5 protein-coding genes and 3 pseudogenes are annotated in these 6,530 nt (G+C 58.0%); 1 reads left to right on the top strand and 7 read right to left on the bottom strand.

From position 1 onward, the window contains the following. Window positions 1-427, bottom strand: a pseudogene (locus BMX17_RS27675) (helix-turn-helix domain-containing protein); the annotation flags it as partial. A gap of 290 nt (window positions 428-717) precedes the next feature. On the opposite strand from BMX17_RS27675, the pseudogene BMX17_RS27425 reads away from it, so the two are divergent. Then, a pseudogene (locus BMX17_RS27425) lies at window positions 718-957 on the top strand (zinc ribbon domain-containing protein); the annotation flags it as partial. Window positions 958-1,686: 729 nt separating this feature from the next. Here BMX17_RS27425 and BMX17_RS24300 read toward each other — a convergent pair. From BMX17_RS24300 to BMX17_RS25655, 6 genes and pseudogenes are all read right to left on the bottom strand, one after another. Continuing rightward, window positions 1,687-2,678, bottom strand: a pseudogene (locus tag BMX17_RS24300) (transposase). A gap of 875 nt (window positions 2,679-3,553) precedes the next feature. Next, window positions 3,554-3,727 carry a hypothetical protein gene (locus tag BMX17_RS24295; protein ID WP_244515108.1) on the bottom strand — a complete coding sequence of 58 codons (174 nt, stop codon included), beginning with the start codon at window positions 3,725-3,727 and terminating at the stop codon, window positions 3,554-3,556. Next, entirely contained in the window at window positions 3,724-4,104 is a 381-nt protein-coding gene (locus BMX17_RS24290; RefSeq protein ID WP_092665090.1) for a DUF7718 family protein, read from the bottom strand. The genes BMX17_RS24295 and BMX17_RS24290 overlap by 4 nt, the downstream gene beginning before the upstream one ends. Window positions 4,105-4,533: 429 nt before the next feature. Continuing rightward, the gene (locus BMX17_RS24285; protein WP_092665087.1) at window positions 4,534-4,818 is read right to left on the bottom strand and encodes a MarR family transcriptional regulator; all 285 of its coding nucleotides are present in this window, start codon (window positions 4,816-4,818) and stop codon (window positions 4,534-4,536) included. Window positions 4,819-4,901: 83 nt separating this feature from the next. Beyond that, on the bottom strand, window positions 4,902-5,057 hold the full coding sequence (locus BMX17_RS26555; protein ID WP_170845563.1) for a hypothetical protein: 156 nt from the start codon (window positions 5,055-5,057) through the stop codon (window positions 4,902-4,904). After that, window positions 5,047-5,403, bottom strand: a complete 357-nt coding sequence (locus BMX17_RS25655) for a hypothetical protein (protein ID WP_139203758.1) — start codon at window positions 5,401-5,403, stop codon at window positions 5,047-5,049. The genes BMX17_RS26555 and BMX17_RS25655 overlap by 11 nt, the downstream gene beginning before the upstream one ends. Window positions 5,404-6,530 lie beyond the last annotated feature (1,127 nt).

The following is a 6,530-nucleotide window of genomic DNA, read 5'->3' as shown; positions in this document are numbered from 1 at the left end:
GAGTCCACGTCCATTGGGGCCACTCTTCTCATCGAGTTCGAAACCCCGTTGGCGATACGTGAAACTCCGATACTCATGTGGCGCTTTCCAGTTTAACGACCCAACCGAGTAGCCTTTCTGCTTGAGCTTCCCAAGGTTTTCGATGTTGGTGGCGATCTGCTCAACAGCCGTTGGTGGCGATCTGCTCAACAGCCTGTTGAAGGACTGTCGAGTAGATGTTCGTCAGATCAGTCCACCAGTCTTTCAGATCGGGTATCTCATCTCTGACCTGTGTGACGCGCTGTTTGACAGTGCCCTCGGTTTCGGGTATCCGGTTGTAGCGGTGCAGACTGTGGTTGTAGAGTTGTCGCACGGTGTCACGCACCCAGTCCAGTTGCTCCCGCTGCTGACTGTCAGGAAACAACCGATACTTGAGTGCGTAATCCATGCGCCGTACCCCAATTATTTACCTGTAGGAAGTTAAAGGTGAGGTGTCCTCGCAGGGCGATTCATCCCCACCCTACTCGCTCCCATTCGGTCGCTCTTTGAGGGTGGGGGCTTCTCGCCCAATCTGCTAATCTCGCCCGTATTCTCCCCGCACTTACTTCTCGAAAACGGGGGGTGTTCGTATCTCGCATGATGTGTTACAACTCGAAAATGGGGAGTGTCGGTCGTCGGGATGTCTCGTTACTACTCGAAAACGGGGGGTGGGTGAGTCAAGCGATTCGATATGCCGGGCGATGTGCTTGTGGGTTTACGCACGAGGACAATCGCGACGACAAGGCGTTCGAGTGCCAGTCATGTGGGTACGAGTTGAACGCGGATTACAATGCGGCGAAGAATATCGCCAACCGATACTGTGGGTATATCCATCGCGGGCAGAAGTCTCGTGATGGATGGGGTACCAGTCAACTGGCCCTGAAGTCAGGGACGTTGAACGTGAACGGCGAGTACACGCCTGCCGAATTACTTGGTTAGAACGGGAGTCCACTGACAAGCCTCGGGGCTTGACCCCGAGGCGGTTGACGCGACCGCGATTTGTTGTCTGCGGTATCTCTTGGACAGAATATGAGTCCGACAGACACTATTTCGATTCGCGACGTGCCAGTGGCAAGCTTAGCAGTTGATTCGGACTTTGCGGGTCCTTGTTGCACTCAACGTATCTCCCGATCGCGATGCGGGGGGGAAGACACCACGTATCGGCTCAAATGGGCTTCATTAAAACGTGTCTCGCCAGATCTGGGTCCAGTCGTGATCATCAGTTGCCTTGAAGGTCCACCCCAGTCGGGGACCTCGTTCGGATCGAGCCGCCGAACCGCGTGCAGGAACTCTTGACCACTCTAGGAGACGTCGTCTGCTGGTGTAGGAGTCAACGATCTCCAAAGCACGCGTCGCACTGGCAAGGCTCTCTGGCGCGTTCAGCAAACTGTCGCTCTTTGACAACGTATCCTTTTGGCTGGCCAGGAACTGAGCAGGCCGGCACCGGTTCTGATGCATTTGGATCTGGACGATGGAATTTTGTACTGTGGACGCTCGTTGCGCGGACGACCGGCTCCGTATATGTCGTCCGCCATTCAACTGTTCCGCAATTAGATTTGACAGATGAGTGTTCAACCATGGGTTCGCTTGCCGGTATCAGTTCTTGTTGACTTCCTCCCCGCGCTTAAGCGCGAGGATTCCTCCGTGTAGCGTGTCATACAATCCATCTCATAGTTTCTCACAGCCCGGTTCGTTTCCTCGCTCGTAGTTGGTGATTGCAACGACGAGCCGGAGACATAGCGCAAGGAACACTTCTGTGCGTGCGTGGACGCGGCCTCGGACGCGGACGTGCCCGAGGCCGCAGTCCTTGACAGCGTCGTTGGTTCGTTCGACTCCTGTCCGGTTGTTGCACGTCTCGTCCAAGATGGATTGTTTCAGCTGAACGTCCTCGCTGTGTTCCTCGATTCGGTCTTCGACCCTGTACTCGATGTCTTTCGGGTCGTCAGTGTTTCGCGGGTTGTACGGAGCGATTGGCACGACCCCTGCGGCCAGCAGGTGGTCGTGCCAATCGAGGATGTCGTAGGCGCTGTCTCCGAGCATCCAGATCGGTGTGCCGACGGCGAGCGCGTCACGTGTGACGCGCATCGCCGTCTCCTGATCCGCTTGTTTGGCTTGTGTGAACTCTGCTGCAATCGGGATTTTGCGCCGGTCGAAACAATCGTACAACCGAACCCGTAGTAGTACTCCTCAGCTGTCGGATCGTAATTCCACGAGGCAGCGTCGTTGTACTGAATCGCCTCGATGTGCGTCGAATCGATGGAGTATGTGGAGGCGAGCAGGCCGCGGACAGCGGCCTGCTCGACGAGCCTGTCCAAGACATTGTCGATGACGTGTTCGAGGCCGGTGAGAAAGCGATCAACCGTGTCTCTGGATGGCGGTTTGTCGAGTCCGCAGTAGTACCAGACAAGGCCGTTCTGAATTTCTCGTGTAACCGGACGCGTGCCGTAGACATCCTCGTAGTAGCAGTGGAGGAAGCCGCGAAAGAGATCTGGTGGCTGGTGCACTCGTGTTCGCCCCCTCGAAGCGGGGGCGAACACGTCGTATTCCAGGAGAAACTCGAACTCAAGATGGTCGAACAGCGGTACTGTTTCGGTAGCCGCCGCATTCAAGAAGTCGTCTACCGAAGCTACGTCTTGCAGGGTGTTGGCACTGTTGGACACAGTTTCCAAACCCTGCGGCCTCCCTTGGGAGGCTTTCTATGACACGCTCCCGTGGGTAATCCAGTCGGTTGGTTACCCCACAAGTCCAACAGTGCAACGCGTGGGTAACGCCGATCGCGAGAGGGTCGCCGGCGGACCACACCACCGTGTCCGGAGCTATCGCCACACAGTCCACCTCCTACGGCTGAGTTTCCACAGTATGATATGATTCTGACACGGGGCGTTTTGGCCCCGCCAGAAATCGCCGATTTTCCCACCCTCGTTTCGAGAGATCCACCGAGTCATTCCCCATACTCCTTCGCACATCATCACCCCCTAACGACGGCCTGAGAGGGCTGGAGCGGCCCGCTCCAGAATGTAAACAGCGCAACTGGCAGTACAACCCATATATACAATTCCGGCAGTTAGACAGGAGAATACCGACGCTGTCGTTCGGTTTCGAGCTGTATACAGCGAAATCCACCGGATCTCATATCAGTATACAAAAACAGAGTTGAGGCGGCGAAAACCACCAGCAGGCGGCCGAGTGTAGAGTGTTACAGGGCTGTATACAACTTACCAGTTGAGCGGCGATTTTCTGCCCACCGTCCCGCAGTTTTGGGCTGTATACAGTGGCAGTTTCTGTCAAGAGGTCGATTTTTCCGTCTGTGACGTCGCCGGGACTGCCTGGTCTTCCCCCGCCCACCAGCTGCTGGAGGGGGTCCGTACCACATTCCGTAAGGTTACACACTCCGATTTCATACTCAAAATCAGCCTTCCTAGCGGAGGGTTACGCCGATTGTGGAACGTTTGACGTAGCTGGATAGAGTTGCTAATCGAATCTAAGACAGCATACCCGTCAAATCGGTTCCTAGGAAACCATTCGGCTGTGTGGATTACTCCCCGCCGTCGGGGACAGCCTCGCCGCTCCGCTCTCCCTCATCGTCGAAGCGTTTGTTGGCACGGTAGTCCGCAGGGTCGCCACCGAGATCGGCGGCGAGGTCATCGCGAACCTCTTCGCGAAGATCCTGAATCTGCTCGCTGGCCTCGGCGAGTTCGTCATCGGTCATTGGCTCCTGATCCCGTGCCATTCTTCGAACCTCTTGACGTACCGTTGGAGGTTCTTCGCTAAATGGTCTTCGGCGTGATCGAGGGCGACGCCGGCCGGCAACGGGCCAGTGATGAACTCCGTTGCGTGTTTCTCGCCGTCGCGATAAATGTCGACGTGGAGCCCCTCCTCAGCGGCATCATGGCCGAACTCACTGTCATTGGTCCCATCGTGATCGTACCGGACGACTTCAGTCCACTCACCCTCGAGGCGGTATTCCAGCTGGACGGCGAACCGAGTCACCTCACCACGAAGCGTATCGAAACCAATCCACTCTCGGAGCGGTCCAGGAAGTGGCCGGATATACTCCCGGCCGTATTCGCGGGGGACGTCAGCCATCACCCGCGACACCGGCACGACAGGGCATAAAACCCTTCAATATGCGGACTTCCGGCCGTGGTGAAGATTCAAAGGTCCAGATTCGCAAATTCCGAGTCTTATTCGAACTACTGTCCCCACACAGACCGCCACGCCAGCAGTTTGTTTAAATCAACACGCCAGTCTCTCGGTTTCTCGAAGTATGTCTGACGCCGTGTGTGTCAGTCAAGCAGAGAGGTTCGCCGGGTTCGAAAGGGTTGAGCAGCCAGAATGAGAATTGCGCGTGGGCAGGCTCCGACGCTTGACTCGTCGCCACCCTTCCTGCCCATCTCTACCTTCAGCTCCGGGTCCTCTGGCCCCGGAGCTTCCGAATACTCATCGTGCCAGATGGATCTATCGCACCTCTCGGTCCAGTTCGTCGAGGATCGCGTCGATCGGGGCGCGCTTGAACTACCTTGACCTGCCGCTGGACGGTAGTTGTGGGGCTTGGAGTACCGGGGGACTCGTCTTGGAGATTGAATACAGCTTTCGCCGGGCATCATTAGGATGTTCGTGGGCGGTCGCGAGGCCTTCCGCCCGTAGCGTCGCGAGGACCTTGTTAACCGTCCGCCGAGCCGCGCCGGTCCGGTCCTCGATCTCCTCGCGGGCCAGTGGCCCCGCATCGTCAAGGACCGCGTGGACGAGACGGGCCGTCGGCGAGAGGTCTTTCACGTCGCCGGGGATTTTGACACTCATCGTCTGGTAAATAATATATGTGTAATTAGAATAAGTTCCAAAGCGTTTTTGAGAGAGTCGTCGAGCGGGCCGTTCGATGGCTCTCAGTCCGTGAAAACAGACTCGTCGATATCCATCATCTCGAAGTGGTCAGCACAGTAGGGGAGGCCAGGGAGCGCATCGTGTTGGCAGCGCTGGCTGGTGTACACAGCGATCGCCTGGCACTGCTCCCGGTCGCTATCGTTGGCACTACTCGCCACAATCCTCACCTCCCGTTCCATGGTACCGCCAGCGCTGCCGCCCCGTCGGCGTGAACACCTCAGTCTGGACGAGGTCGCGCACCCGATTCCGGAGGGTGTCGGCGTCACGGACATCCGAGCGCTCCTGATACAGCGTGCGGATCCGATCGAGGTGGACCTCGTCGCCAGCGTCGAGTGCGGCGAGGACTCTGGCGTCTCTGTAGTCCTTGGCGTGTCTGAGGAGCGTGGACGAACCGCCGATCTGGTCCTCCAAGGCATCGACACGATCGCGAAGCCGAGCCACCTCCTCTCGAAGTGCGGCGACGGCGTCGGCGGCCGGACCGTGCTGGTTGGGATTAGAGCTCACGCAGTACCTCCCGAGGCCGCGGCCTGGATGCTGGTCTGTTCGATCTCGGCCCCGAAGGAGACAGTCACACTGGGAGGGTCTGCCTCGTGGCAGAGGGTTCTGGCGACGCGAACCCAGGGGTGAACCGCCTCGGGGTCAAGCCCCGAGGCTTCTTCCCGTAGATCGTGGAGAGATTGTCTGTCATCGGAACTCCTCCGGCGAAGTGTTTTGATGAGTCAGTCGGTGATTGGTGTCTGACACACCGTGTGCCGGTATCCAAGGGGCACAAACTGAATCCGAAACGGTTGTACGATCAGAAGACTAAACATCCCACCGGGCAGGTAACATCCAAAACCCCTACCCGGGTGCCCGCCTGCTCCCCGTCTCTACTTTCACCCTCGAATCCTCTCGGATTCGGGGGCTTATCAGAACACAGGTTTCCGCCATTGAGCGCGGCCTGTGTGGTCGTCATGCCGTCTCACCTCGCGACGATAAATAAGCAGCGTCCAAGCCGTGCCAGCTTGCAAAACGATATTGTGTAAGCCATCCTAAAAGATAGTGTGCCAAGAGCTAAGGGTCAACGCCCACTCTCTGCACCGCCGACACAGCCCTTGTCTCTCATGGAGCGAGCGTGAACTACCCCGGCCTACTCGCCGCCGTTGGCGACTCCTTGAGGGAGGGGGCTTAGCGCCTGCAATCAGCTAAACGAAACGCAGCGCAAGTTCCCTGGCCTACCGTGGGCCGGGATGAATCTCACGTCATACTTTTGAGAAAGCGGATTAGGTCCGCCAGACCTCTTCCTGACGGATCGGCTGTGAATTGTGCCGAACCGGTACGCTGGTTTTGCCAGCAGACAGCTTCGGTCTCGAGCCGATGAAATGCTTTCGAAAGAGAATCCACGAACGACCTGCGTTGCCCCCCACCCGTGTCTTCGATAGCAGGTTCGGCAACCCACGTACCTGGTGGACACCAGGGCGAGGCGGGCTCGCGGGGACGCCAGTCCCCGAGGTCGGCTGCGCCGGCCACTATCGAGCGAGGCAAACCCGCAGGGGCAAACTCGGAAGCGATATCTGGCGCAGCGACCGCGAGCACGCCGAGGGCTGGCAGGGGCCACACGGCGACGGTCGCCGAGTCGATCACACTCCCTC

Source organism: Halorientalis persicus (assembly GCF_900110215.1).
GTDB classification, from domain to species: domain Archaea; phylum Halobacteriota; class Halobacteria; order Halobacteriales; family Haloarculaceae; genus Halorientalis; species Halorientalis persica.
Note: the sequence above shows the minus strand (reverse complement) of the source record. Positions and strands in the feature narration are given on the sequence as shown.

Bases quoted from the DNA above. Each gene is read 5' to 3' on its own strand.
- BMX17_RS24290 (WP_092665090.1), bottom strand. From the start codon at position 4,104: ATGGCTGACGTCCCCCGCGAATACGGCCGGGAGTATATCCGGCCACTT.
- BMX17_RS24285 (WP_092665087.1), bottom strand. From the start codon at position 4,818: ATGAGTGTCAAAATCCCCGGCGACGTGAAAGACCTCTCGCCGACGGCC.
- BMX17_RS24295 (WP_244515108.1), bottom strand. From the start codon at position 3,727: ATGACCGATGACGAACTCGCCGAGGCCAGCGAGCAGATTCAGGATCTT.